Source organism: Amycolatopsis solani, assembly GCF_033441515.1.
GTDB classification, from domain to species: Bacteria; Actinomycetota; Actinomycetes; order Mycobacteriales; family Pseudonocardiaceae; genus Amycolatopsis; species Amycolatopsis solani.
In genome coordinates, this window is record NZ_JAWQJT010000001.1 from 3,601,552 (window position 1) to 3,624,236 (window position 22,685).

25 protein-coding genes are annotated in these 22,685 nt (G+C 73.2%); 10 read left to right on the forward strand and 15 right to left on the reverse strand.

Annotated features, from left to right (window positions below):
- Positions 1-5: 5 nt before the first annotated feature.
- The 5 genes from bluB to cbiE are packed head-to-tail and all read right to left on the reverse strand — an operon-like array spanning position 6 to position 4,303.
- Complete coding sequence (bluB, locus tag SD460_RS17175) at positions 6-665, reverse strand: 5,6-dimethylbenzimidazole synthase (protein WP_290058396.1); 660 nt, start codon at positions 663-665, stop codon at positions 6-8.
- Positions 662-1,381: a cobalt-precorrin-6A reductase gene (locus tag SD460_RS17180; RefSeq protein ID WP_290058397.1), complete on the reverse strand. Its 720-nt coding sequence runs from the start codon at positions 1,379-1,381 to the stop codon at positions 662-664. Before SD460_RS17180 ends, bluB begins: the two co-directional genes overlap by 4 nt.
- Positions 1,378-2,394: a Gfo/Idh/MocA family protein gene (locus SD460_RS17185; RefSeq protein ID WP_290058398.1), complete on the reverse strand. Its 1,017-nt coding sequence runs from the start codon at positions 2,392-2,394 to the stop codon at positions 1,378-1,380. The genes SD460_RS17180 and SD460_RS17185 overlap by 4 nt, the downstream gene beginning before the upstream one ends.
- Positions 2,391-3,152, reverse strand: a complete 762-nt coding sequence (cobM, locus tag SD460_RS17190; protein ID WP_290058399.1) for a precorrin-4 C(11)-methyltransferase — start codon at positions 3,150-3,152, stop codon at positions 2,391-2,393. The genes SD460_RS17185 and cobM overlap by 4 nt, the downstream gene beginning before the upstream one ends.
- On the reverse strand, positions 3,149-4,303 hold the full coding sequence (cbiE, locus tag SD460_RS17195) for a precorrin-6y C5,15-methyltransferase (decarboxylating) subunit CbiE (protein WP_438860655.1): 1,155 nt from the start codon (positions 4,301-4,303) through the stop codon (positions 3,149-3,151). The genes cobM and cbiE overlap by 4 nt, the downstream gene beginning before the upstream one ends.
- Before the next feature lie 65 nt (positions 4,304-4,368).
- Here cbiE and SD460_RS17200 point away from each other — a divergent pair, with 65 nt between their 5' ends.
- The 5 genes from SD460_RS17200 (at position 4,369) to SD460_RS17220 (ending at position 9,713) form a co-directional block, all read left to right on the forward strand.
- Positions 4,369-6,327, forward strand: a complete 1,959-nt coding sequence (locus tag SD460_RS17200) for a putative cobaltochelatase (RefSeq protein ID WP_318306367.1) — start codon at positions 4,369-4,371, stop codon at positions 6,325-6,327.
- A complete protein-coding gene (gene cobO, locus SD460_RS17205) occupies positions 6,327-6,941 on the forward strand; it encodes a cob(I)yrinic acid a,c-diamide adenosyltransferase (RefSeq protein WP_290058402.1) in 615 nt (204 codons plus the stop codon). The genes SD460_RS17200 and cobO overlap by 1 nt, the downstream gene beginning before the upstream one ends.
- Entirely contained in the window at positions 6,935-8,266 is a 1,332-nt protein-coding gene (locus SD460_RS17210; RefSeq protein ID WP_438860829.1) for a cobyrinic acid a,c-diamide synthase CobB, read from the forward strand. The genes cobO and SD460_RS17210 overlap by 7 nt, the downstream gene beginning before the upstream one ends.
- A complete protein-coding gene (gene cobC / locus SD460_RS17215) occupies positions 8,259-9,275 on the forward strand; it encodes an Rv2231c family histidinol phosphate aminotransferase CobC (RefSeq protein ID WP_318306369.1) in 1,017 nt (338 codons plus the stop codon). Before SD460_RS17210 ends, cobC begins: the two co-directional genes overlap by 8 nt.
- 81 nt (positions 9,276-9,356) lie before the next feature.
- Positions 9,357-9,713: a VOC family protein gene (locus SD460_RS17220; protein WP_290058405.1), complete on the forward strand. Its 357-nt coding sequence runs from the start codon at positions 9,357-9,359 to the stop codon at positions 9,711-9,713.
- Here the strand turns inward: SD460_RS17220 and SD460_RS17225 are convergent.
- The 5 genes from SD460_RS17225 to SD460_RS17245 form a co-directional block, all read right to left on the reverse strand.
- Positions 9,697-10,386: a helix-turn-helix transcriptional regulator gene (locus SD460_RS17225; protein ID WP_318306370.1), complete on the reverse strand. Its 690-nt coding sequence runs from the start codon at positions 10,384-10,386 to the stop codon at positions 9,697-9,699. The two genes, SD460_RS17220 and SD460_RS17225, sit on opposite strands and share 17 nt — an antisense overlap.
- Before the next feature lie 32 nt (positions 10,387-10,418).
- Complete coding sequence (locus tag SD460_RS17230; protein WP_318306371.1) at positions 10,419-11,153, reverse strand: adenosylcobinamide-GDP ribazoletransferase; 735 nt, start codon at positions 11,151-11,153, stop codon at positions 10,419-10,421.
- Complete coding sequence (locus SD460_RS17235; protein WP_318306372.1) at positions 11,150-11,524, reverse strand: hypothetical protein; 375 nt, start codon at positions 11,522-11,524, stop codon at positions 11,150-11,152. Before SD460_RS17235 ends, SD460_RS17230 begins: the two co-directional genes overlap by 4 nt.
- A 220-nt stretch (positions 11,525-11,744) precedes the next feature.
- Complete coding sequence (gene cobT / locus SD460_RS17240; RefSeq protein ID WP_290052619.1) at positions 11,745-12,758, reverse strand: nicotinate-nucleotide--dimethylbenzimidazole phosphoribosyltransferase; 1,014 nt, start codon at positions 12,756-12,758, stop codon at positions 11,745-11,747.
- 13 nt (positions 12,759-12,771) lie between these two features.
- Positions 12,772-13,374, reverse strand: a complete 603-nt coding sequence (locus SD460_RS17245; protein ID WP_290052621.1) for a bifunctional adenosylcobinamide kinase/adenosylcobinamide-phosphate guanylyltransferase — start codon at positions 13,372-13,374, stop codon at positions 12,772-12,774.
- A 36-nt stretch (positions 13,375-13,410) separates the two neighbouring features.
- Here SD460_RS17245 and SD460_RS17250 point away from each other — a divergent pair, with 36 nt between their 5' ends.
- Both SD460_RS17250 and SD460_RS17255 read left to right on the forward strand, forming a co-directional pair.
- Positions 13,411-14,334 (forward strand): cobalamin biosynthesis protein, encoded by a 924-nt coding sequence (locus tag SD460_RS17250; RefSeq protein WP_290052623.1) that lies wholly within the window; start codon positions 13,411-13,413, stop codon positions 14,332-14,334.
- A complete protein-coding gene (locus tag SD460_RS17255) occupies positions 14,331-15,812 on the forward strand; it encodes a cobyric acid synthase (protein ID WP_290052625.1) in 1,482 nt (493 codons plus the stop codon). The genes SD460_RS17250 and SD460_RS17255 overlap by 4 nt, the downstream gene beginning before the upstream one ends.
- On the opposite strand, the gene SD460_RS17260 is transcribed toward SD460_RS17255, so the two are convergent.
- Together SD460_RS17260 and SD460_RS17265 are read right to left on the reverse strand one after the other, a co-directional pair.
- Positions 15,813-16,571, reverse strand: a complete 759-nt coding sequence (locus SD460_RS17260) for a CbtA family protein (protein ID WP_290052627.1) — start codon at positions 16,569-16,571, stop codon at positions 15,813-15,815.
- A gap of 19 nt (positions 16,572-16,590) precedes the next feature.
- Positions 16,591-16,800, reverse strand: coding sequence for a CbtB domain-containing protein (locus SD460_RS17265; protein ID WP_290052629.1), 210 nt, complete (start codon positions 16,798-16,800; stop codon positions 16,591-16,593).
- A 195-nt stretch (positions 16,801-16,995) separates the two neighbouring features.
- On the opposite strand from SD460_RS17265, the gene SD460_RS17270 reads away from it, so the two are divergent.
- Positions 16,996-17,892 carry an ROK family protein gene (locus SD460_RS17270; protein ID WP_318306571.1) on the forward strand — a complete coding sequence of 299 codons (897 nt, stop codon included), beginning with the start codon at positions 16,996-16,998 and terminating at the stop codon, positions 17,890-17,892.
- Here the strand turns inward: SD460_RS17270 and SD460_RS17275 are convergent.
- Both SD460_RS17275 and SD460_RS17280 read right to left on the reverse strand, forming a co-directional pair.
- On the reverse strand, positions 17,889-18,674 hold the full coding sequence (locus tag SD460_RS17275; protein WP_290052744.1) for a DeoR/GlpR family DNA-binding transcription regulator: 786 nt from the start codon (positions 18,672-18,674) through the stop codon (positions 17,889-17,891). The two genes, SD460_RS17270 and SD460_RS17275, sit on opposite strands and share 4 nt — an antisense overlap.
- Positions 18,675-18,770: 96 nt before the next feature.
- Positions 18,771-19,403, reverse strand: a complete 633-nt coding sequence (locus tag SD460_RS17280; protein ID WP_318306373.1) for an RICIN domain-containing protein — start codon at positions 19,401-19,403, stop codon at positions 18,771-18,773.
- A gap of 259 nt (positions 19,404-19,662) precedes the next feature.
- Here SD460_RS17280 and SD460_RS17285 point away from each other — a divergent pair, with 259 nt between their 5' ends.
- Positions 19,663-20,646, forward strand: a complete 984-nt coding sequence (locus SD460_RS17285; RefSeq protein ID WP_290052632.1) for an ArsR/SmtB family transcription factor — start codon at positions 19,663-19,665, stop codon at positions 20,644-20,646.
- Between the two features lie 474 nt (positions 20,647-21,120).
- Here SD460_RS17285 and SD460_RS17290 read toward each other — a convergent pair whose 3' ends face one another.
- Complete coding sequence (locus tag SD460_RS17290) at positions 21,121-21,693, reverse strand: TetR/AcrR family transcriptional regulator (RefSeq protein WP_290052634.1); 573 nt, start codon at positions 21,691-21,693, stop codon at positions 21,121-21,123.
- 84 nt (positions 21,694-21,777) lie between these two features.
- Between SD460_RS17290 and SD460_RS17295 the strand changes: the two genes are divergently transcribed.
- A complete protein-coding gene (locus SD460_RS17295; protein WP_318306374.1) occupies positions 21,778-22,653 on the forward strand; it encodes an SDR family oxidoreductase in 876 nt (291 codons plus the stop codon).
- Positions 22,654-22,685 lie beyond the last annotated feature (32 nt).

A 22,685-nucleotide genomic window follows, 5' to 3' on the forward strand; every position in this document is an offset into this window, starting at 1 on the left:
ACGGGTCAGCGACCGGCGGCTGACGCAGCCCCCGGATCACGCGGGGTGAACCGCCCGTGGTGGACCGCCTCGGTCAGGGGACGGCGGTTGCGCCAGCCGTGGCGCTCCAGGTCCGGCACTGTCTCGAGCCGGCTCACCGGGCCCACGCAGAGCCACGCGACCGGCCGGACGCCGTCGGGGATGCCGAGCAGCTCGCTCAGGAACGGCTCCCGGTAGAAGCTCACCCAGCCGACGCCGAGGCCTTCCGCGGTGGCGGCGAGCCAGAGGTTCTGGATCGCCAGGCACACCGAGTACAGGCCGGCGTCGGCGATCGCGTGCCTGCCGAGCACGTCGGGCGCGCCGCGGGCCGGGTCGTAGGTGACGACGATGCCGAGACTCGCTTCGAGGATGCCTTCGATCTTGATGTTCGCGAAGGTGCTCGCGCGGTCTTCGGCGAGCTGCGCGGCGAAGACTTCGCGCTCCTCGTGGACGTGCTTCGCGAACTTCTCCCGCGTCGGGTGGTCCTCGACCAGCACGAAGTCCCAGGGCTGGGTGAGCCCGACGCTGGGCGCGGCGTGCGCGGCTTCGAGCACTCTCGTCAACGTCGCTTCGGGGATGGGCGCGCCGGTGAACTCGCCGCGGACGTCCCGCCGCTTGCGCAGGACTTCGTAGAACTCTTCGATCATCGGCGCAGCACCCATTCGACGGCTTCGGGGACGGTCGTGGCGGTCTCGGCCGCCGGCCGCGGCGGGCGCCGGACGATCAGGACGGGCTTGCGCAGCTCCCGGGCCGCGGTCAGCTTCGCGCTGGTCTGCCCGCCGCCGGAGTCCTTGGTGACCAGGACGTCGACGCGCTCGAGCAGGGCGCGTTCGGCGTCGACTTCGTACGGCCCGCGGGCGAGGATCAGCTCGTGGTGGCGTGGCAGCGGGGGTGCGGGCGGATCGACGCAGCGGATCAGGAACCACAGGTCGTCGAGGTGCGCGAACGCGGGCAGCCCCTGGCGGCCGCTGGTGAGGAACACGCGTTTCCCCAGGCCGGGGAGCTGCCGCGCGGCGTCGGCGAGGTCGTCCGCCCAGTGCCAGACGTCCTGCGGCGACGGCTGCCGTCCCGGGCGGGCGAGTCGCAGGAGGGGAGTGCCGGTCAGTTCCGCCGCCTTCGCCGCGTTGGCGCCGATGCGCTCGGCGAAGGGATGGGTGGCGTCGACGACGGCGGCCACGTCGTGCTCGCGCAGCCAGGTCGCGAGTCCTTCAGGGCCGCCGAAGCCGCCGACGCGCACTTCGCCGGCAGGCAGCCGTGGCCGTGCGACGCGTCCGGCGAGCGAAGAGACAACGCGGACTTCGCGCGCTGTCAGGGCTTCGGCGAGTTGCCGGGCTTCGCCGGTGCCGCCGAGGATGAGGATCACCGGGGCCGTCCGTACCCGACGGCCTCGCGCCACCGGTCGAGCGTCCGCAGGTTGGCGATGGTCTCCGCCCAGGTCAGCTCGGGTGCCTGCCGGTCGCCGACGTGCGCGGCGACGTGGTCCGCTTCGCGCGCGAAGATGCCTTGGGTCGCCTCGACCTCGATGACCTCGGGTTCGCCGCCGGCCGGGGTCAGGATGATCTCCGACGTGCCCGGCGTCCGCAGCGGGTGGATCCACGCGGGCCGCGGGACGTGGATGTGCCCGCGCGAGCCGTACACGCGGATGCCGTCTTCGCGGGTCAGCCGGATGCCGCACGAGATCGTCGCGAGGATGTCGCCGGGCAGCCGGAGCAGGCCGGTCGCGTACTCGTCGACGCCGTCCGCGCTCAGCCGGGCCATCCCGCTGACTTCGGTCGGCTCCACGACGGCTTCGCCGGTCGCGGCCTGGGCGACCAGCCGGGCCAGCGACGTGCAGTAGCAGCCGACGTCGAGGATCCCGCCCCCGCCGAGCGCGGGATCGCTGAGACGGGCCGTCTCCTCGGGGTTGCTGTCGAAGGAGAAGGAGGTGTCGACCGCGCGGACTTCGCCGATCGCGCCGCTCGCGATCAGCTCGGCCAGCCGCCGCGTCTGCGGGTGCAGCCGGTACATGAACCCTTCCATCAGGAAGACGTCGTGCTTCCGCGCGGCGGCGATGACCGCCTCGGCGTCGGCGGCGGTGAGCGTCAGCGGCTTCTCGCACAGCACGTGCTTGCCCGCTTCGGCGGCGGCGATCGCCCACTGTTTGTGCAGGGCGTGCGGGGTCGAGACGTAGACGGCGTCGACCTCCGGGTCGGCGAGGAGGTCTTCGTAGCTGCCGTAGGCCTTCGGGATGTCGAACCGCGCGGCGAACTCCCGCGCCCGGGAGGCCTCGCGCGTGCCGACGGCGGTCAGCGTGCCGTGCCGGCTTTCTTCGACACCCGCGGCGAAGTGGCCGGCGATCGTCCCGGCGGCCAGCAGGCCCCAGCGCAGTTCCGTCACAACGACTCCGGTTGGTCCGCCCGGTCACGGGCACTCGAGTAGAGGAAGCTGTCGGGGAAGTTCGTGGCGGCGAGCACCCGCCCGACGAAGATGGTGGCCGCGCGGGTCATCCCGGCTTCGCGGACGAGGGCCGGGAGCTCGCCGAGCACCCCGCGCACGACGGTTTCCCCGGGCTGGCTCGCGAGCGCGACGACGGCGACGGGACAGTCGGCGCCGTAGTGTGGCGTCAATTCGCCGGTCACCCGCTCGACGTGGTTGATCGCGAGGTGCAGCGCGAGCGTCGCCCCGGTGGCGGCGAACGCGGCGAGGTTCTCGCCCGGCGGCATCTTCGTGGAGCGCGCCTGGACACGCGTGATGACCAGGCTCTGCCCGATTTCGGGCACGGTCAGCTCGCGCTTGAGCGCGGCGGCCGACGCGGCGAAGGCAGGCACACCGGGCACGACCTCGTACGGGACACCGGCGGCGTCGAGCCGGCGCATCTGCTCGGCGACGGCGCTGTAGAGCGACGGATCCCCGGACGTCAGCCGCGCGACCTCGTGGCCGTCTCGGTGGGCTTCGACGAGCTTCGCGACGATCTGTTCGAGGCTCAGGTTCGCGGTGTCGACGAGCTCGGCGTGCGGCGGGCAATACCGCAGGAGGTCGGGCGGGGTCATGCTGCCGGGGTAGAGGCAGACGGTGCAGCGGGCGAGCAGGTCCCGCCCCCGCACGGTGATGAGGTCGGCGGCCCCCGGCCCGGCTCCGACGAAGTGCACGGTCATCGGCTGCTCCACTGCGTGACGACCCGGGACGGCGTCCACCCCGTGAAGCCGCCCAGGGGCGCGGCGCGCTCGACTCCGATCCGCACCAGCTCACCTCCGTGTTCCGCGTAGGCCCGAGCCAACACCTGTTCCGCCTCCACCGTCACCCCGTGCGCCACCACCCGTGCTCCCGTGGCCACGCACGCCTCCAGCACCCCGGCCACGGTCACGCCGCCGCCGATGAACACCGCGTCCGGTGCGGGCAGCGTGCCCAGCACCGCCGGTGCTTCTCCCGTCACCACCTCCAGCTCCGGTACACCCAGGTCGACCGCGTTGCGGCCGATCCGCTCCGCTCGTTCCGCGTCCCGCTCGATCGCGACCGCCCGGTTCAGCCCGTGCAGCCGCGACCACTCGATGCCGACGCTGCCCGCGCCCGCGCCGACGTCCCACAGCAGCTCGCCGGGGCTCGGCGCGAGCCTCGACAGGGCCGAAACCCGCAGGTCGCGCTTCGTCAGCTGGCCGTCGTGGGCGTACACGTCGTCCGGGATGCCGATCAACGGCAGCGCCGGACCCGCGCACTCGAGCGCGAACACCGTCAGCGGACCGGGGTCGCCGGACCAGCCGTCGGAGATGCGCTCCTCCGGGCCGCCCAGGTTCTCCAGCGCGAACAGCTCGCTCTCGGCGTACCCCCGCACGGTGAGCAGGGAGCGCAGAGCCGGCGCGTCGGCACCCAGCACGAGCACCCGCCGCCGCGGGGCCAGCACCCGGGCGACGCGCGCCGACGAGCGGCCGACGATCGTCACCACCTCGGTCTCCTCGGCGGACCAGCCCAGCCGGGCCCGGGCCAGTGTCACCGACGAGAGCGCGGGGAACGCGTCTACCTCGTATCCATGTGCCACGAGCGTAGTGCCGACCCCCGACAAAAACGGATCGCCGCTGGCCAGGACGCAAATCCGCTGCCCTTCGTGCTCGGCGATGAAGGCATCGAGCGCGGGCAGCAGCGGCGACGGCCACGGCTCGCCTTCGACCTCCGGTGGTAGGTACGCGAGCTGCCGCGGCGCGCCCAGCACGACATCGGCGCCGAGGACGACGGCTCGGGCGGCCTCGGACAAGCCGGACCACCCGTCAGCCCCGATCCCCACCACCGTGAGGCGTGATTTTTCGCGCACGATTTCCCACCCTAAGCGAGGCGGCCGCTGTGCGATGATCGGCCGGTCGCCGACCTGGAGGAGTGCTGTTGAAGCCCTACCCGTTCACCGCCGTCGTCGGGTTGCCGGACCTGCGTCTCGCCCTGGTCCTGTCCTCGATTTCGCCCGCCGTCGGCGGGGTGCTGGTGCGCGGTGAAAAGGGCACGGCGAAGTCGACCATGGTCCGCGCGCTCGCGGGGCTGCTGCCCGGGGTCGACGTCGTCGACGGCTGCCGGTTCTCCTGCGATCCCGCCGCGCCCGACCCGCTCTGCCCGGACGGCCCGCACGACGGCGCGAGCGGCCACCGGCGGCCCGCCAAGCTGGTCGAACTGCCGGTCGGCGCGGCCGAAGACCGCGTGATCGGGTCGCTGCACCTCGAACGCGCGCTCGCCGAGGGCGTCACGGACTTCCAGCCGGGCCTGCTGGCCGCCGCGCACCGCGGGCTGCTTTACGTCGACGAGGTCAACCTGCTGCACGACCACCTCGTCGACACCCTGCTCGACGCCGCCGCGATGGGCCGCGCGACCGTCGAACGCGAGGGCGTCTCCGTCTCGCACGCGGCGCGGTTCGTGCTGATCGGCACCATGAACCCGGAGGAGGGCGAGCTGCGCCCGCAGCTGCTGGACCGGTTCGGGCTGACCGTCGAGGTCGCCTCCAGCCGCGATCCCGAGCAGCGCGTGGAAGTCGTCCGGCGCCGCCTCGCCTACGAAGCCGATCCCGACGGTTTCGCCGCGCGGTACGCCGAGGAAGACGCCCGGCTCGCCGAAGAGATCGAGTCGGCGCAAAAGCTTCTGCCGTCGGTGAAACTGCCCGACGACGCCCTCCGCCAGATCGCCGAGATCTGCGCGTCCTTCGAGGTCGACGGCATGCGCGCGGACATCGTCACCGCCCGCACCGCGGTCGCGCACGCGGCCTGGGCCGGCTGCGACGAGGTCACCACCGAAGACGTCCGCGTCGCCGCGCGGCTCGCGCTGCCGCACCGGCGCCGGCGCAACCCGTTCGACGCGCCCGGCATCTCGGAAGAGCAGCTGGAGCAGGCGCTTCAGGACGCGCAGCCGCCCGAGCCGGGTCCCGAGGACGACGGCCCGGGCTCGGGTTCGACGCCGGAGGAGGCCCCGCAGGAAGTTCCGCCGGGCGACGCGCCGCAAGGTCAGCCACAACAGCAACAGCAGCAGAACGGCGGTCAGCAGAAGACGGTCGGCGCCGGGGAAACGTTCAAGGCCAAGGTCTTCCGCGTCAAGGGCACGGGCGAGGGCGAACGCGGCCGCCGGTCGCGCGCGCTCACCGACAGCGGCCGCACCATCGGCGTCCAGCCCCCGAGCGTCCGCGACGGACGGCCCCACCTGGTCGCGACCGTCAAAGCGGCGGCACCGCACCAGAAAGCCCGCGGCCGCGACGGCGCCGCGCTGAAGCTGCGCCCCGAAGACCTGCGGTACGCGCTGCGGGAAGGCCGCGAAGGCAATCTCGTGCTGTTCTGCGTCGACGCGTCCGGCTCGATGGGCGCCAAGACCCGCATGCGCGAGGTCAAGACGGCGGTGCTGTCGCTGCTGCTCGACGCCTACCAGCGCCGCGACAAGGTCGGGCTGGTCACCTTCCGTGGCAGCGAAGCCGAACTCGCGCTGCCGCCGACGATCAGCGTCGACGCCGCCGCGTCCCGCCTCGAAGGCCTGCCCACCGGCGGCCGGACCCCGCTGGCGGAAGGGCTCCTGGAAGCCGCGCGGGTGCTGCGCGTCGAGGAGATCCGCGACCCGCGCCGCCGTCCGCTGCTCGTCGTCGTCACCGACGGCCGCGCCACCAGCGGCCCGGACGCCGTCGCGCGCGCCCAGGCCGCGGCCGGGCTCCTCGCCGGCGTGACGACCGTGGTGATGGACTGCGAGAGCGGCAAGATGCGGCTCGGCCTGGCCGCCGACCTCGCCGTCCACCTCGGCGCCGAGCACGTACCGCTGGCCGACGTCGCCGCCGAATCGCTGGCGAGCGCCGTCCGCGCCCGGACCGGAAGGGCCGCCTGATGCCGCAGGGCAAACCGGAAACCGTCCCGAACGACGGCCTGACCACCCGCCAGCGCCGCAACCGGCCGCTGCTCGCGGTGCACACCGGCGAGATGAAGGGCAAGTCGACGGCCGCGTTCGGCATGGCCCTGCGCGCCTGGAACCAGGGCTGGTCGATCGGCGTGTTCCAGTTCGTCAAGTCGGCGAAGTGGCGCGTGGGCGAGGAAGCCGCGTTCCGCGCGCTGGGCAAGCTGCACGACGACACCGGCGAAGGCGGGCCGGTCGAGTGGCACAAGATGGGCGAGGGCTGGAGCTGGGCGCGCAAGTCCGGCACCGACGAGGACCACGCGACGAACGCACGCGAGGGCTGGGCGGAGATCAAGCGCCGCCTCGCCGCCGAGACGCACGACTTCTACGTCCTCGACGAGTTCTCCTACCTCCTCAAGTGGGGCTGGCTCGAGGTCGACGACGTCGTGTCCACCTTGGTCTCGCGGCCCGGGCACCAGCACGTCGTCATCACCGGCCGGTACGCGCCGCCGGAACTCGTCGAAGCCGCCGACCTCGTCACCGAGATGACGAAGGTCAAGCACCCGATGGACGCCGGCCAGAAGGGCCAGCGGGGGATCGAGTGGTAGCGCGCGTGGTGATCGCCGCGCCCGGTTCCGGGCACGGCAAGACCACCATCGCCGCCGGGCTGATGGCGGCGCTGCGCGCGGCCGGGCACCGCGTGTCCGGGCACAAGGTCGGGCCGGACTTCATCGACCCGAGCTACCACGCGCTCGCCACCGGACGGCCCGCCCGCAACCTCGACCCCTTCCTGCAGGGCGAGGACCGGCTGATCCCGTTGCTGCGCCACGGTTCCGCCGGTGCCGACCTCGCCGTGATCGAAGGCGTGATGGGCCTGTTCGACGGCGCGCTCGGCACCGAGGGCTACGCCTCGACCGCGCACGTCGCCCGGCTGCTCGACGCGCCGGTCGTGCTCGTCGTCGACGCTTCGGCCGCTTCGCGCAGTGTCGCCGCGACCGTGCTCGGCTTCGCCCACTACGACAACCGCGTCCGGCTCGCCGGCGTCATCCTCAACAAGCTCGGCTCCCAGCGGCACCTCGACGAGATCGCTTCAGCTTTGGAAGCAACCGGTGTCCCGCTGCTGGGCGCGTTGTACCGCAACGAGGAGATCCACGCGCCGAGCCGGCACCTCGGGCTCGTGCCGGCGGCGGAACGGGCCGCGGAAGCGCAGCACGTGCTGCCCGCGCTGGCCGCGTGGGTCACCGAAGGCGTCGACCTGGAAGCGATCGTCCGGATCGCCTCCGCGGCGCCGCGGCTTTCGGCGCCGCCGTGGGAACCGTCCGGTGTGGACGGTCCGCGCGTGACGGTCGCCGCCGCCGGCGGCCCCGCGTTCACCTTCCGCTACACCGAGAACGCCGAGCTGCTCGCCGCGTGCGGGGTCGACGTCGTCGACGTCGACCCGCTGCGCGACGAAGCCCTGCCCGAGCGGTGCGCCGGGCTGTACTTCGGCGGTGGCTTCCCGGAGGTGCACGCGACCGAGCTGTCGGCGAACACGGCGTTGCGCGCGCAGGTCGCTTCGGCGATCGAGCGCGGGATGCCGGTCAGCGCCGAATGCGCCGGGCTCCTTTACCTGTGTCAGTCCCTGGATGGCCTCCCGATGGTCGGTGCGGTGCCCGCGGACGCGAAGATGACCGCCCGCGGCAAGCTCGGCTACCGGCGCGCGGTGGCCGTCGAAGACAACCTCCTGGCCGCGGCCGGGCAGCGCGTCACCGGGCACGAGTTCCACCGCACCGAGGTGACGCCGTCGCACGGCGCTAAGGCGGCCTGGGGCTGGGACCGGCAGCTGGACGGGTTCGCCTCGCCGACGCTGCACGCTTCCTACCTGCACGTCCACTGGGCCGGCTACCCGGAGCTGGCCCACCGCTTCGCCGCGCGGGTCCGGGCCCATGCCTGACTACGACCTCCACCACCACGGCGACCGCGAGGTCGGGCCGGGGCTGGTGGACCTCGCGGTGAACGTCCGCCTGCCGCGGCCTCCGGCCTGGTTGCGCGACGAGCTGGTGTCCGCTTTGGACACCCTCGCCGCTTATCCCTCGTCTGCTGAAGCCACCGCGGCGGTGGCCGCGCGGCACGGGCGTGCGGGGGAAGAAGTCCTGGTCACCGCCGGTGCCGCGGAGGCGTTCACGCTGCTGGCGTCGGCGCTGAAGCCGCGCCGGGCGGTCGTCGTGCACCCGCAGTTCACCGAGCCCGAGGCCGCGCTGCGAACCGCCGGGCACTCGGTCGAGCGGGTCGTCCTGTCCGAGGCGGACGGGTTCGTGCTCGACCCGGCCCTGGTGCCGGCCGACGCCGACCTGGTGTTCGTGGGCAACCCCACCAACCCCACGTCGGTGCTGCACCCCGCTTCCGCGTTGCTGGCCCTGGCCCGGCCCGGCCGGCTGCTCGTGGTGGACGAGGCCTTCCTCGACGCGGTGCCCGGCGAAGGGGAAAGCCTGGCCGCCGGGCACCCGGGCGTCGCCGTGCTGCGCAGCCTGACGAAGACGTGGGGCCTGGCCGGGCTGCGGGCGGGGTACGTGCTCGCCGAACCCGGCGTCGTCGAGCGGCTGCGGGCGGTCCAGGTGCCGTGGTCGGTGTCGACCCTGGCCGCGGTCGCGACGGTGGCGTGCTGCCGCCCATCCTCGCTGGAGGAAGCCGAGAAGCTGGCGGTAGCCGCGGAGGAGGACCGCGAATACCTCGTTTCGCGGCTGGCCGAGGCGGGGATCGAGGTGCTGGGCGACCCGCGCGGGCCGTTCGTGCTGGTGCGGGTGCCCGGCGGGACGGCGCTGCGCGAGCGGCTGCGGGCCGCCGGCTACGCGGTCCGGCGCGGGGACACGTTCCCCGGCCTCGGCCCGGACCACTTGCGGCTGGCCGTCCGCGATCGCGCGACGACGGACGCGTTCGTGAAGGCGCTGCGAAAAGTTCGCTAAACACCGACAGGGGGCTGTCGCCGCCACCGCCCACAGTGGGCGGAGCCGGGAAACACCCGGCGTGGCAGCGAAAGGAACAGCATGCCCCGATTCAACGACGTCGCCTGGTTCGAGATCGGCGCCACCGACCCGGCGGCCGCCGAACAGTTCTACGGCGAGGTCTTCGGCTGGAAGGCCGTCCAGGACGAGTCGGCGAGCCCCGACCCGGCCTACCGGGTCATCGACACCGGCGGCTCGCGCGGCGGGCTCGCCACGGGCACCGAGGACTACGCGATCTTCACCGTGCTCGTCGAGGACGTCGCGGCCGCGTGCGAGCGCGTCGAAGCCGCCGGGGGCAAGGTGCAGCGCGCACCCGTCGTCAACCCCGTCGGTGTCACCTTCGCGCACCTGCTGGATCCTGCGGGCAACCATTTTTCCGTGTTCACCCCGCCAAAGTGAGCTGTTCGACGACGCCGTAGGGGATGTCGAGGTCCTCGCGCCGCAGCGGGCGGGGCGGGGGCACCTCGGCGGTCACGGCGATCGAGGTGATGCGGTCGGTGCGGAAGGCCCGGACCTCTTCGCGCAGCCGGCACCAGGCCACCAGGTACCAGTGGTCGGGCTTGCCGACGTAGCCGAGCGGCTCGACGTCCCGCCGTGTCACGGCTCCTTCCTTGTCGGCGTAGCCGATGCGCAGGACGCGGCCGGTGTCGAGCGCGGGCGGCATCGGCGGCGGGGCACCCTCGTCCCCCAAGAGGTGGACGCGGGCCGCGAGGTCCTGCGCCGCGGCGGCGTCGTCCTGCCGCATCGCCGCGACGAGCTTGCGCAGCGCCGAGCCGGCTTCGGCGCGGAAGGGCGTGCCGTCCAGCCGGCGCAGCGCGAGCGCCATCGCGACGGCTTCGCCCGGCGTCAGGTTGACCGGTGGCAGCGTGTGCGCCCGGTCCAGGCAGTACCCGCCGGTGCGCCCGGGCTCGGCGTAGATCGGCACGCCGGACTGTTGCAGCGCGCCGATGTCCCGCTCCACGGTGCGCGCGCTGACCTCGAACTTGCCCGCGAGCCAGCGCGCGCTCCGAGGCCGTGGTGAGACGGCGCGGAGCTCTTCGACGAGCGCGTACAAACGATCGGTGCGGTTCACGCGGCCGACTGTAGGCGGGGGGTACGACAGTTTCAGGCGAGCGCGAGGAGCGCGGCCGCGACGGCGGCTTCGACGCCGGCGCCGAGGACGTCCCCGGTGATGCCGCCGAGCCGTTTCGTGCAGCGGGTGAGGAGAAGCGCGGCGACGGCGTAGGCGACGACGACCGCGAGCGGCCCGCGCCACCACGGCAATCCGGGCAGCAGCACGGAAAGTCCGGCCGCGGCCAGGCCGACGGCGAGCGCGGCGGTGCGGGGGACCGAGCCCGCGACGGTGGCGCCGAGCCCTTCCGGCCGGGCGGACGGGACGCCGCGCGCGCAGGCCATCGAGAGCGTGCACCGGCCGATCAGGACGGCCGCGAACGCTTGGTAGGCGTCGTGCAGCGCGCCGACCTGGACCAGCAGGGTGAGGACGAGGGTCGCGACGCCGGTCGGGCCGGAGTCGCCGCGGCGCATGACGTCGAGGGCCTTGGCGCGGTCGTAGGAGGCACCGAGCCCGTCGGCGGTGTCGGCGAGCCCGTCGAGGTGCAGGCCGCGGCTCCCCAGCGCGACGGCACCGACGGCGAGCGCGGCGGTGGCGAGCGAGGGGAGGTGGAGCGCCTGCCCGCCGGCGACGACCAGCCCGGCGGCGAGCGCGAGGGGGACCGCGGCGAGGGGCGCGAGGAGCATGGCGCCACCGGCCGTGCGGCGGTCGATGACGCGCGGCGCCAGGACCGGCACGGTGGTCAGGGTCCCGACGGCCAGCCGCACGGAGTCTCCCCAGCGGCTCACGGGCGCCCCAATGTGGCCTTCGGTGCGTCTGACGCAGCGAAGGCCGCCTTGGGTGCGCAAGACGCACCGAAGGCCACATTGGGTGCGTTGGACGCACCGAAGGCCACATTGGGTGCGTTGGATGCAGCGAAGGCCACATTGGGTGCGTTGGATGCAGCGAAGGCCACATTGGGTGCGTTGGATGCAGCGAAGGCCACATTGGGTGCGTTGGATGCAGCGAAGGCCACATTGGGTGCGTTGGATGCACCGAAGGCCACATTGGGTGCGTTGGATGCACCGAAGGCCACATTGGGTGCGTTGGATGCACCGAAGGCCACATTGGGTGCGTTGGATGCACCGAACGCCGCATTGGGTGCGTCGGACGCACCCAATGCCACATTGGGGCGCTTGGGCCGGGTCGTCGGGGCCGTCGCCGTCTCGCCAGGGCGGAGCTCGCCGTGCGGTTGGGGCCGGCGGCCGCGCGGAGGTCGCGAATGAGTCATTCGCGACCTCCTCGGTCCCGAATGAGTCATTCGCGACCTCGCCGACCGGGCATCGGACCTGGGTGCGGAACCCGGGCCGAACCCAGGGCGAGCGTCGGGTGGGCCGGGCTCACGCCAGGTCCGCCAGCAGGCCCATGTCCGCCACGATCGCGCGGGCCGCGCGCAGGGCAGGGACCGCCTGCACCGCGCCGCTGCCCTCGCCGAGTCGCAAGCCGAAGTCCAGGATCGGGTCCAGGCCCAGCGCCTTCAGCGCGAACGCCTGCGACGGCTCGGTCGAGCGGTGCCCGGCCAGCCACCACCGCTCCGCGCCCGGGGCGATGTCGCGGGCGACCAGCGCCGCCGCGCCCGAGAACACGCCGTCCAGGACCACCGGGATGCGCCGGAGTGCCGCCTCGACCAGGAAGCCCGCTGTGGCCGCCAGGCAGGCGCTGCCCAGCGCTGTCAGGCGGTCGAACGGGTCCTCGGCGCGCCCGGAAGCCCGGGACAACGCCGCTTCCACCGCCGCCGTCTTCCGGGACAGGCCCGCCGCGTCCACGCCCGTCCCCGTGCCGACCACCTCGGCCGCCGGCATGCCGAGGGACGCCGCGACGATCGCCGCGCACACCGCTGTGTTGCCGATGCCCATGTCGCCCGGGATCAGCAGGTCCGCGTCGGCCTCTTCGACGGCGATCGCGCGGCCCGCCTCGAACGCCGCCCGCGCTTCGCCCGGGGCCAGGGCGTCCTCGACGTCGATCGAGCCCGAGCCGCGGCGGATCTTGTGGGCCGTGACCGCGGGCGGTACGTCCGACCCGTCCCAGTCGACGCCGAGGTCGGCCACCCGGACCTTCGCGCCGACCTGTGCGGCCAGCACGTTCACGCCGCTCTTGCCGGCCAGGAACACCCGGACCATCGCCGCGGTGACCTCGCGCGGGTACGCCGAGAGCGCCGAGACGCCGTGGTCGCCCGCGAAGACCACCACCCGGACGTCGTCGAGCGGGCGCGGCGGGACGCTGCCGTGGGCCGCGGCCAGCCAGGCCGCGAGCTCCTCCAGCTTGCCGAGCGCGCCGAGCGGTTTGACCAGGCCGTCGAGCCGCTCGAGCGCGGCGGCGCGGGCGGCGGGGTCGGGCACGGGTACGTCGAACACGGGCGGCCTCCGGTTACAGGTCGAGCGCCCGGCCCGCGACGACCAGCACGACCCGGTCGGCGTCGGCGGACACCCGGTTGTTGAGTGCGCCCAGCACATCACGGAACAGCCGTCCGGACGACGTTGCGGGCACCACACCACTGCCGACCTCGTTGCTGACCGCGACCACCGGGACCCGCGCCGCGGCCCACGCGGCGAGGAAGTCTTCGAGCCGGTCGTCCAGCCGGTGCTCCCAGCCGCGCTTGCCGTCCCAGGCGCCGATCTCGTCGAGCACGCGCGACAGCCAGGTGCCGAGGCAGTCGATGAGCAGCGGCTCGGTGGCCGTGCGCAGGGTGCCGGCGAGGTCGGTCGTCTCGACGGTCTTCCAGTGCGCCGGCCGTCGCGCCTGGTGCGCGGCCACCCGCGCGGCCCATTCGGGGTCGTCGTCGCCCGCGGGCAGGCCGGGCGCGACGTAGACGAGGTGCGGGTGGCGGGCGACGAGCCGCTCGGCGTGCCGTGACTTCCCCGAGCGGACGCCACCGAGGACCAGCACCTTGCCTTCGTCGCGGCCGTACCGGCGTAGTGCGCGCGCCAGGGTCTCGAGGTACCCGGCGAGCCGGTGGGTCAGCTTGGTCATACCCGGCATTGTGGTGCACGCGCTACCGTGCGCCACGTGCCACTCCGTCTAGGGACAACCGCGGCCGGACTCGTTACCGGATATGTAACCGACGCCCTGTTCGGTGACCCCCGACGGGGGCATCCGGTCGCCCTGTTCGGGAGTGCCGCGGCCCGGCTGGACCACCGGCTGTGGGCGGACTCGAAGCCGCGCGGAGCCGTGTACGCGGGGTTGTGCACCTTCGCCGCGGTAGGCCTGGGCGTCGCGCTTCAGACGGCTTCGCGGCGACGCCCCTTCGCGCGCTTCGCACTGACCGCCGCGGCCACCTGGGTGGTGCTCGGCGGACGCGGTCTCGCCGCCGAAGGCACCGAGATGGCCAGACTCCTCGAAGCGGGCGAAGTGCCCGAAGCGCGTCAGCGGCTCTCGCACCTCTGCGCGCGCGACGCGACGACGCTCGACTCCGCCGAACTTACCCGCGCGGCCACCGAGTCGATCGCCGAGAACACGTCGGATGCCGTGGTCGCGCCGCTGTTCTGGGGCGCGGTCGCCGGGCTGCCGGGCCTGCTCGGGTACCGGGCGCTCAACACGCTCGACGCGATGGTCGGCTACCGCTCCGCGCGGTACCGGAACTTCGGCTGGGCCGCGGCGAAGGCCGACGACGTGGTCAACCTGGTCCCGTCGCGGCTCGGCGCGGTGCTCACGGCGGTGTGCGCGGGCGGCCGGGCGCGGGAGTCGTGGCGGGTGTGGCGCCGCGACGGTTCGCGGCACCCCAGCCCGAACGCGGGCCAGGTCGAGGCGGCTTTCGCGGGCGCACTGGACATCCGCTTCGGCGGGACGAACAGCTACGGCGGCGAGGTCGAGAGCCGCGCCCGGCTGGGGGAGGGCCGCGACCCGGAGCCGGTCGACCTGCGGCGCGCGGTGCGTCTGTCCCGGCGGGTCGGGGCGGCCGCCGTGGTGGTCGCGGCGGTGGTGGCGCGATGAGCGGGCTCCTCGTCGCCGGAACGACGTCGGACGCCGGCAAGAGCCTGGTCACGGCCGGGATCTGCCGGTGGCTCGCGCGCCACGGCGTCCGCGTGGCGCCGTTCAAGGCCCAGAACATGTCCAACAACTCCATGGTCTGCGGCGACGGTGCCGAGATCGGCCGGGCCCAGTGGGTGCAGGCCCGCGCCGCCGGGGCCGAGCCCGAGGCCGCGATGAACCCCGTGCTGCTCAAGCCCGGCAGCGACCGGCGCAGTCATGTCGTCGCGCTCGGGAAGCCGTTCGGCACGCTCGAAGCGGGCGAGTACGCCACCGGACGCGCCGGGCTCGCGGAGATCGCCTTCGGGGCGTACGAGGACCTCAGCGCCCGCTACGACGTCGTCGTCTGCGAGGGCGCCGGCAGCCCGGCGGAGATCAACCTCCGCGGCGGCGACTACGTCAACATGGGGCTCGCGCGGCGGTTCGGCCTGCCGGTCCTGGTCGTCGGCGACATCGACCGCGGTGGCGTGCTGGCCGCGATGTTCGGCACCCTCGCGCTGCTCTCGGGCGAGGACCAGGCGCTCGTCGCGGGCTGGGTGGTCAACAAGTTCCGCGGCGACGTCGGCCTGCTGCGCCCGGGCCTGGACAGCCTGGAGAAGGTCACCGGGCGGCCCGTGCTGGGCGTGCTGCCCTGGCTCGACCGCGTGTGGATCGACTCCGAGGACGCGCTGGCGGCCGCGGGCTGGCGCCGGGAGGCCCACGGCGGTGGCCTGCGCGTGGCCGTCGTCCGGTTCCCGCGCGCGTCCAACGCCACCGACGTCGACGCGCTCGCCGCGGAACCCGGCGTCACCGTCACGCTGACCGCCGACCCGGACGTGGTCGTGGCCGCGGACGTCGTCGTGCTGCCCGGTTCGCGGGCCACCGTCGCCGACCTCGCCTGGCTCCGCGAGCGTGGTCTGGACACGGCGGTCGCGGCGCGCACCGCGGCCGGACGGCCGGTGCTCGGCATCTGCGGTGGGTACCAGATGCTCGCCGAGTCCATTGTGGACGACGTCGAGTCGGGCGCCGGACCGGTGCCCGGGCTCGGGCTGCTGCCGACGCGGGTGACGTTCGCCGCGGAGAAGGTCCTCGCCCGGCCGGCCGGTGAGTGGCGGGGAAACTCCGTGCACGCCTACGAAATCCACCACGGTTCGGTGACCGCGCCGCCGGACCTGGAGTCCTTTCTGGACGGTGTGCGCGCCGGAGCCGTCTGGGGCACGATGTGGCACGGCGCCTTCGAGAACGACGCCTTCCGCCGCGTGTGGCTCACCGAAGCGGCGGCCCAGGCCGGCGTGACGTGGACCGCGGCGCCGGACGCGCCCGGATTCGGTGCCCTGCGCGAGGAAATGCTCGAGAAGCTCGCCGACGCCGTCGACGAGCACCTGGACACCGGGGTGCTGCGGACGCTGCTGGAGCAGGGCGCCCCCGGCGGGCTTCCGTTCGTCCCGCCGGGCGCTCCCTAGTCAGGCGTCGACCGCGACCCGCCGCTTCAGCGCCTTCTCCGCGAAGGCGCCGAACGTGAGCCCCAGCGCCAGCCACAGCGTCACCTGGGTGCCGATCGACGCCGTGCGGAAGCTCCACAACGTCGAGCCGGGGAACCCCTCCGGCACCTCGTCGACCGCCGGCATCAGCCAGGCCACCACGCCGATCACGACGAGGTAGCCCGCCGCCGCGAGGAGGAAGCCGTTCCAGGCGCCGAAGCGGTCGGCCAGCTTGCGGCCGAACACCGTGGCGAGGATGCCCACGAGCAGGGACACCGCGACGAAGCCGAAGTACAGCTCGGTGCGCGAGCCGATCGTGCCCGGCTGGCCCACCGCGGGCGGGTTGGCCGGGTACTTCAGGAACGGCACCAGGAACACCACGGCGAACGCGCCCGTGGTGAGCAGCAACGCCGTCACGCGGGGGCGCAGGGTGCCGAGCCGTCCTTGGGCGAACGCGAAAGCCAGCGAGAGCAGGCCGCCGATCGCGACGCCGTAGACGAGGACGCCGGTGAGCAGCCCGAGGGTGCTCTGGATGTCCCGCGGGACGAGCTCTTCTTCGTGTTCGTGCTCTTCGGCGGGCGCCGAGGCGCCGGCGTCGTGGGAATGGGAGTGACCGCCGGACTCTTCGAGGCCGATGGCGGTGTTCACCGACGGCTCACCGAAGGCGTAGGCGAACCCGAACGCGAGCACGCCGGCGATCAGGCCCGCGAGCATGCCGCGGACCAGCAGGGTCTTCATCATGGGAGTACGTGCCCGCCGATCAGTGGCAGGGGAAGGCCAGCAGGTGCCGGCCGTCGTGCACGAACTCGTGGACGTAGGAGTTCGCGAAGACCGCGGTCGCGCCCTGCTCGGCGCTGACGAAGTAGAGCGCGATCAAGGCGAGGAGCACCACGAACACCGCCCAGGGCACGATCTCACGGATCGGGATGCGGATCGGGAGCGGTACGGCGGGAGCTGCCGTGTGGGACATGAAGTGGCCTCCTCGGGCTTTCGCGGCCTCATCGGGGACTGCACGAAGGGATCCGGGTCTGGCTTCCCCCGGGCGGGGGTCACAGTGGCGCGACCGCGCGGACTTGCACCGCGTTCCGGAATCTCCTCGTCTGGCCGGTTGAGCGTAGGTCCGCCGTTCGGGCCCCGTCAATGTGACAATGCCGCGGTGACTCGAATGGTGGCGGCCCTCGATGTGGGCGGGACGACGATCAAGGCGGCGTTGCTCGACGAGCAGCTGCGGCCTCAAGCGGCCTTGCGGGCGGAGACGGCGCGCAGCGCGGACGGGACGGCGCTGGCGGCGCAGGTCGTGGACATCGTGGCCGCGCTGGCGGAGCAGGCGGGCACCGGGCAGCCTGACGCCATCGGTGTCGTGGTGCCCGGGATCGTCGACGAGGAGACCCGGATCTGCCACTTCTCGGCCAACCTCGACTGGCGCGAAGTGCACTTCGGCGAGCTCCTGGAAGGGCGGCTCGGGCTGCCGGTGGCGTTCGGGCACGACGTCACCGCGGGCGGCATCGCGGAGTTCCGGGTCGGGGCCGGGCAGGGCGCGACGAACGCGGCGTTCATCCCGGTCGGCACCGGGATCGCGGCCGCGCTGCTGCTCGACGGCCGGATCCACCGCGCGCACGGGCAGGCGGGCGAGGTCGGGCACATCGACGTCGGCCACCCCGGCAAGTGCGGCTGCGGCGCGACCGGCTGCCTGGAGGCGATCTCGTCGGCGGCCGCGATCGCCCGCCGCTACACCGACCGCACCGGCCGCCCGGCCGACGGCGCCCGCGAAGTGGTGGAGCTGGCCCGCGGCGGCGACGAGGTCGCGGTGGCGGTGGTCCAGGACGCCCTCGACGGACTCGGCCACGGCATCCGGACGCTGCTGACGCTGCTCGGCCCGGAGGTGATCGTCCTGGGCGGCGGCCTGTTCACGGCGGCCGACTACGTGCTGGAGCCGGTGCGCGAATGGCTGTCGTCGCACCTGACGTTCCAGAAGATGCCGGAGTTGCGGATCGCGAAGCTGGGCGACGAAGCCGGCCGTCTCGGTGCGGGATTGCTGGCCTTCGACCTGCTCGACTCCTAAGCCAGGACGACGTCGACCCCGGCCGCTTCGAACGCCGCGATGTGGGCGGGGTCCGCGCCCGAGTCCGTGATGAGCCGGTCGACCATCGCCGTGTCGCAGATGCGGGCGAAGGCGTGGCCGCCCAGCTTGCCGCTGTCGGCGATCACCACCACGTGACGCGCTCGCGAAGCCATCAGCCGGTTGATGCTCGCCTCGCCTTCGTGGTGCGCGTACGCGCCGCGCTCGGCGTCGAACGCGTCCACGCCGAGGAACACCAGGTCGAGCGTGATCTGGTCGAGGAACAGGCTCGCCAGCGGCCCGGTCAGTTCGAACGAGTGCTGCCGGGCGACGCCGCCGGTCACCACGATCTTGATGTGCGGGCGCACGGCCAGCTCGTGAGCGATGTTGAGCGCGTTGGTCACCACCGTCAGCGCGGGCGAGCCGTCGCGCCCGGGTGGTTCCGGGCGCAGCGCGAGCGCGCGGGCGACCTGGGTGCTCGTCGTGCCGCCGTTGAGGCCGATCACCATGCCGCGTTCGGCCATCCGCGCGGCGGCCGCGCTGATGCGCTGCTTTTCGGGGGCGTTGCGCGCGGCCTTGTGCCGCAGCGGCAAGTCGTACGCCACGTTGCTGGCCACCGCGCCGCCCCGGGTGCGGGTCAGCAGCTGGCGGCCGGCCAGGTGGTCCAGATCGCGCCGGATCGTCGCGGGCGAGACGTCGAGCTCTTCCGCGGAGGCTTCGACGTCGATCTTTTCCCGCTGCCCCACCATGTCCAGCAGTGCGCTGAGCCGTTCGTGCCGGTCCAAGCCCATCCCTTCGCAGCACCTTCCCGATCTGCAAAGGTACTACGCGGAAGCGAAAACGCGGGCCCCGAGCGGGGCCCGCGTTCTCTGCCTAGCGGATCAGAACCACCACTGGGACTTGCCGCCCGCGATGAAGTCCCACAGCTGCAGCTTCGTGCCGTTGCCGCCCACCGTGCCCTCGGCGGTCAGGTAGCGCGGGCTGGCCGGGGTCTGCTGGCGCAGGTAGCCCTCGGGGATCTCGGCGAGGGTCCACCACTGGTTCTTGCCACCGGCCTGGAAGTCCCAGAGCTGGATCTTGGTGCCGTTCTTGCCGATCGAGTTCGCGTCGGCGTCGAGGTAGCGGCCGCTCTGGTAGTTCTGGAACCGGTAGTAGCCCTCCGGGTTCTGCGTCAGCCACCACGCCTGGTTGGCGGCGGTGTCGTTGCAGTCCCACAGCTGGACCTTCGTGCCGTTGGCGTTGATGGTGTTCAGGTCGGCGTCCCAGCAACGGCCGAAGGCCGCGGACTCGATGATGTACGGGCCCGGGTCGACGGCCGCGGCGGCCATCGTGTTCGTCGACTTCTTCTGCTGGACGCCGGCCACCTTCGCCGGGCGCAGCTTGAGCTGGCCGAGCGACGTGACCGCGGTGCCCTTGCCGTCGGCGGGCGCGGCGCCGGCCTGCGGCACGGCGACCAGGCCGAACAGGCCCGCGGTCGCGGCGACCGTCACCATCAGGCGCTTCATCTTCGTCATCGTTCCCCTTTTCGGATCATCGGTGTGCTGACGACGAAGGCGCGCGGCAACCGGCGCCAGGCCGTCGCGGCCCGGCGCTGGAAACGTGCCGGCGATTCCCCCTCGCCGAGACCGCGAACCCCCGAAAGCGGTCTCTGAAGCCATCATTCAGGGCCCGTCCGTCCCCGTCGAGAAGATTTCCCGGAGGGGCAAAAACGCAGGTCAGATGTGTAACGGAACGGAATCTTCACCCGATGGAGGGGCAGAGACCGGGGGGATCGTGCACATCGAACTGACGTTGCCGGACCTCGTCCGGGTCGGGCTCGCCGCCGCGGCCGACCCGATGGGCGAGCTGGCGGCCAGCCTGCAGGTCCTGCAGCGGCGCGACGGCGGACGCAACGCGGCTTCGGCGGCGTTCAACCGCTGGCGCTACCGGGTCTGGCAGGGCCTGCCGGACTCCGCGGCGGTGCTGATGTGGCTCTGCCGCCCGGACGCGCCGATTCCCGAGTTCCTGGTGCCCGCGGCGGGCCGCTACGACCTCGAAACGGGGCTCGCGGCGGTGCTGAAGGCGGACCCGGTGAGCCTCAAGGCCGCGCTGCGCACCGCGCCGGCCGACCGCGACCTGCCGTCGTGGGCGGCCGCGTTCGCCGACGGCGACACCGCCGGCCTGCCCCGATTGGTCCAGGCCATGCAGGACTACCACGACCTGGCGCTCGCCCCGGGCTGGGACCTGGTGTGCGCGCAGGTGGACGCGGACCTCGGCATGCGCACGCAGGTGCTGCTCCACGGGGGCGTCGACGCGCTGCTGACCGGCCTGCGCCCCAAGGTCCGCTGGACGGCACCGGTACTGGAGACCGACGACGGCCTCCCCGGCGCGCTCCCCTCGGAAGGCACGGGCCTGCTGCTGGTCCCGACGTACTTTGCCGTGGGACCGGCCCTGGTCCCGCCGCTACCGGGCGGCGTACCCCGGCTGCACTACCCGTGCGTCCGCCACGCGGCGCACACCGCGGGGGTGGGCGCCACCCGGAAGCCGCCGGGCAACGCGCTGGCGGACCTGCTGGGCCCGACGCGCGCGGCGGCGTTGACGATCCTGGCGGTCGGCTGTTCGACGTCGGAACTGGCGGCGCGGCTGGGGGTCACGCCTTCGGCGGTCAGCAAGCACACGACGGTGCTGCGGCGCGCGGGGCTGATCACCACGCACCGGGAGCGGAACACGGTGCTGCATTCGCTGACGCCGCTGGGAAGTGCTCTCTTGGACAGCTGAGCGGCCGACCGGCGGGCGTGAAGGTCGCGAATGACTCATTCGGGACCACGGAGGTCGCGAATGACTCATTCGCGACCATTGCGGCGGTCGCCGGCTCGCCCGCTGGACTGGAGGCGACGGGTGCCGGGCGGATGCCAGGGTCCTGGCAAAGTCGCGTGTGCGCGATCGGCCGGATCCGCCGCGATGTCATGAACGACCCGTTCACCACGCTCGGGCCACCGATCCCCGGCCGCCACCTCCCGCGCACCGAGCGGCGGCTTGCCGAAGGCGGTGTCGCGAATGACTCATTCGGGACCTCCGAAGCCGCCAATGACTCATTCGCGACCTCGCTCGGACTGCCCACCCTGCCTGCCAGCGGTGAGCGAGCCGGGGCCGGCGACTTTGCCGGAGCTCTGGGGCGGATGCCGTGAATGACTCATTCATGTCGTCAGACGACATGAATGAGTCATTCAAGACATTTGCCGAGCCGGGAACTCAGGCGAGGGAAGCGGTAGCCGACACCAGCTCCGCCAGCGCCTCGCGGGAAAGCTCGCCGAAGCCGCGTTCGTTGTCCGGGGAGACCCACCGCGTGAAGCCCGTCGTGAACGCGAGGCCGCCGATCTCCGCCGCCAGGCTCGCTGCCGGGTCCGGGACGCCCCGGTCGCGCAACGCGCCGGCCATCGCGGCCGTCAGCGTCGCGCGCTTCAGCAGCTCCCGCTCCTGGAGATCGGGGTGTCCCGCCACCACTTCCCGGACCTTTCGCGCCCACTCGCGTCGCTCCGGTCCGAACACCTCGCCGGTCGCCGTCAGGGCCGCCGCGATCGCTTCGATCGGGGTTGCTTCCGCGGGCGCGGCCGCGATCGTGTCGGAGAAGAGGCGGCTCAGGATCTCCTGACCCGCGAACAGCACTTCGCGCTTGTCGGCGTAGTGGCGGAAGAACGTGCGCTTGGTCAGGCCGGCCCGCTCGGTGATCTCGGCGACGGTGACGCTCTCGTAGCCCCGCTCGAGGAACGCCTCCACCGCCACGCGCATCAGCCGCTCGCGCGTGTTGGGCTCCCACCGGCTCATGGGCCCAGCTTAGGCGATGGCACTCGGTGTCATCACGGTGCTAGGGTTGATGGCACCAAGTGTCATCACTGCGCGGAGGTCGTCATGCGTGTTTTCGTCACCGGAGCGTCGGGCTGGATCGGCTCGGCCCTCGTCCCCGAGCTCCTCGGCGCGGGTCACGAGGTCGTCGGGCTGGCCAGGTCGGACGCCTCCGCGGCGGCGGTCGAGGCCATGGGCGCGAACGCGCTCCGCGGCGACGTGACCGACCTCGAAATCCTGGAGAAAGCCGCGGCGGACGCCGACGGCGTCGTCCACCTCGCCTTCGGGCACGACTTCAGCCGGATCGAGGAAACGATCGCGGCCGACGGGCGCGCGGTCGAAGCGATGGGCGCGGCGCTGGCCGGCAAGCCCTTCGTGGTCGCGTCGGGGACGCCCGTCGTGCCCGGGCGCCCTTCGCGGGAGGACGACGACCCGGACGGCACGGGGCCGGTCGCGGGCCGCACCGACATCGCCCGTGCGGTCGTCGCCATGGCCGGGCGCGGGGTGCGGTCGTCCGTCGTCCGGCTGCCGCGGTCGGTGCACGGCGAGGGCGACCGGCACGGCTTCGTCACCCAGCTGATCGGCCAGGACCGCGAAAAGGGAATCTCCGCCTACGTCGGCGACGGGACGCAGCGCTGGCCCGCGGTGCACGTCGTGGACGCTGCGCACCTGTTCCGGCTGGCGCTGGAGCAGGCCCCGGCGGGCGCGGTGCTGCACGCGGTCGGCGACGAAGGCGTGGCGATCCGCGACCTCGCCGCGGTGATCGGCGCCCGCCTCGACCTGACACCGACGTCGGTCACGGCGGAGGAAATGGGTTTCCTGGGCCTGATCCTGGCCGGCGACCAGCCGTCGAGCAGCGCGCGCACGCAGGAGCAGCTCGGCTGGCGCCCGACGCGGCCCGGCCTCCTCGAGGACGTCGAGGAGGGCCACTACTTCGGGTGAGCGTGGGACAGCGCCGGCGGAGGTGGCGACAG

Excerpts from the sequence above, each read along its gene's own strand:
- SD460_RS17270 (WP_318306571.1), top strand. The coding sequence starts at position 16,996 with ATGGTGGCGGCCCTCGATGTGGGCGGGACGACGATCAAGGCGGCGTTG.
- SD460_RS17265 (WP_290052629.1), bottom strand. The coding sequence starts at position 16,800 with ATGTCCCACACGGCAGCTCCCGCCGTACCGCTCCCGATCCGCATCCCG.
- SD460_RS17260 (WP_290052627.1), bottom strand. The coding sequence starts at position 16,571 with ATGATGAAGACCCTGCTGGTCCGCGGCATGCTCGCGGGCCTGATCGCC.
- SD460_RS17295 (WP_318306374.1), top strand. The coding sequence starts at position 21,778 with ATGCGTGTTTTCGTCACCGGAGCGTCGGGCTGGATCGGCTCGGCCCTC.
- SD460_RS17220 (WP_290058405.1), top strand. The coding sequence starts at position 9,357 with ATGCCCCGATTCAACGACGTCGCCTGGTTCGAGATCGGCGCCACCGAC.
- SD460_RS17290 (WP_290052634.1), bottom strand. The coding sequence starts at position 21,693 with ATGAGCCGGTGGGAGCCCAACACGCGCGAGCGGCTGATGCGCGTGGCG.
- cobO (WP_290058402.1), top strand. The coding sequence starts at position 6,327 with ATGCCGCAGGGCAAACCGGAAACCGTCCCGAACGACGGCCTGACCACC.
- SD460_RS17255 (WP_290052625.1), top strand. The coding sequence starts at position 14,331 with ATGAGCGGGCTCCTCGTCGCCGGAACGACGTCGGACGCCGGCAAGAGC.
- cobC (WP_318306369.1), top strand. The coding sequence starts at position 8,259 with ATGCCTGACTACGACCTCCACCACCACGGCGACCGCGAGGTCGGGCCG.
- SD460_RS17245 (WP_290052621.1), bottom strand. The coding sequence starts at position 13,374 with ATGACCAAGCTGACCCACCGGCTCGCCGGGTACCTCGAGACCCTGGCG.
- cobM (WP_290058399.1), bottom strand. The coding sequence starts at position 3,152 with ATGACCGTGCACTTCGTCGGAGCCGGGCCGGGGGCCGCCGACCTCATC.
- bluB (WP_290058396.1), bottom strand. The coding sequence starts at position 665 with ATGATCGAAGAGTTCTACGAAGTCCTGCGCAAGCGGCGGGACGTCCGC.
- SD460_RS17280 (WP_318306373.1), bottom strand. The coding sequence starts at position 19,403 with ATGACGAAGATGAAGCGCCTGATGGTGACGGTCGCCGCGACCGCGGGC.